Here is a 1,550-nt window from a genome sequence, read left to right as displayed (position 1 = left end):
CCTGCGGCCTGAGCGTGCCCTAGACCGGACGGGCCTGGTCCTCGATGTACCGGCGGAGCACGTCCAGCGGCGCGCCACCGACCGATCCGGCGAAGTAGGAACCCGACCACAGCCGGTTCGCCCGCCAGTAGTGCTGCGCCAGCTCGGGGAACTCTTGGCGCATCCGCCGCGACGACACCCCCTTGAGACTGTTGACCAGCCGAGACAGGGCGACCTTCGGCGGGAAGTTGACGAGGAGGTGGACGTGGTCGCGTTCGCCGTTGAACTCGACCAGCTCGACCTCGAAGTCGACGCACACCATCCGCATGATCTCTTCCAGGCGGGTGAGGTGCTGATCGTCGAAGACGCGATGCCGGTACTTCGTGACGAAAACCAAGTGGGCGTGCAATGCGAAAACGCAGTGCCTGCCAGTGCGAATGTTGAGATCAGTGGCCATAGACCAAGGGTAGACTTGGGCTGTGCAGCTTCGGTACAGCTTCCGGCTCTACCCGACGGCGGGTCAGCGTGAGTCGCTGGCCCGGGCGTTCGGGTGCGCCCGGGTGGTGTACAACGACGGCCTGCGCGCCCGGGAGGACGCCCGTGCGGCGGGGTTGGCATTCCCGAGGACCGGGGACCTGTCGAAGCTGCTGATCACCGAGGCGAAGAAGACCCCCGAACGGGCCTGGCTCGCCGAGGTGTCCGCGGTGATCCTTCAGCAGTCCCTACGCGACCTCGACGCGGCCTACCGGAACTTCTTCGACGGGCTGGCCGGGAAACGCCCCCGGATGGGTCCGCCGCGGTTCAAGTCGAAGCGAGACACCCGGCAAACGGTCCGGTTCACCGCGAACGCCCGTTGGTCGATCACCCCCGGCGGGAAACTGTGCCTCCCGAAGATCGGCGATGTTCCGGTGCGCTGGTCGCGCCGGTTGCCGTCGGTGCCGTCGTCGGTGACAGTGATCCGGGACAGCGCCGGCCGGTACTTCGCGTCGTTCGTCGTCGAAGCCGGGCCGGTGGATACTCCGGCGGAGACAACTGGCGAGATCGGTATCGACCTCGGGCTCGGTCACTTCGCGGTGCTCTCCGACGGTCGGAAGGTCGACGCGCCGCGGTTCCTGCGCCGCGCGGAGACACGGCTGCGCCGCGCGCAGCGCACGCTGTCCCGCAAGGAGAAGGGCTCCCGCAACCGAGCGAAGGCCCGGGTGAAGGTCGCCCGGGAGCATGCCCGGGTCGCCGACGCGCGCCGCGAGTTCCACCACCAGCTCTCCACGAAACTGATCCGCGAGAACCAAGCGGTCGCCGTCGAGGACCTGGCAGTGAAGGGGCTCGCGCGCACACGGCTGGCGAAGTCGGTACACGACGCCGGCTGGTCGGCGTTCGTCGCCATGCTGGAGTACAAGGCCGAACGGCACGGGCGGACGTTCGTGCGGATCGGCCGGTTCGAGCCGACGTCGCAGGTGTGTTCGGCCTGCGGGGTGAAGGACGGCCCGAAACCGCTCGCGGTCCGGGAATGGACCTGCCAGGCCTGCGGGTCGACGCACGACAGGGACGTGAACGCGGCGATCAACGTCGCG

The 1,550-nt window shown here is 68.4% G+C and carries 2 protein-coding genes; one reads left to right on the top strand and one right to left on the bottom strand.

The features are described from left to right. Positions 1-19: 19 nt before the first annotated feature. Complete coding sequence (gene tnpA, locus MXD61_RS05610) at positions 20-436, bottom strand: IS200/IS605 family transposase (RefSeq protein WP_248811779.1); 417 nt, start codon at positions 434-436, stop codon at positions 20-22. Between the two features lie 22 nt (positions 437-458). Between tnpA and MXD61_RS05605 the strand changes: the two genes are divergently transcribed. After that, positions 459-1,550, top strand: a 1,092-nt coding sequence (locus MXD61_RS05605) for a transposase (RefSeq protein WP_248811778.1), incomplete at its 3' end; no start/stop codon positions are given.

This window comes from Frankia sp. AgPm24 (genome assembly GCF_023243055.1).
GTDB lineage: Bacteria > Actinomycetota > Actinomycetes > Frankiales > Frankiaceae > Frankia > Frankia umida.
This window is presented reverse-complemented; position numbering and strand designations above follow the sequence as displayed.

What these genes read in the sequence shown, in the direction of transcription:
- tnpA (WP_248811779.1), bottom strand. Translation starts at nt 436, where the DNA reads ATGGCCACTGATCTCAACATTCGCACTGGCAGGCACTGCGTTTTCGCA.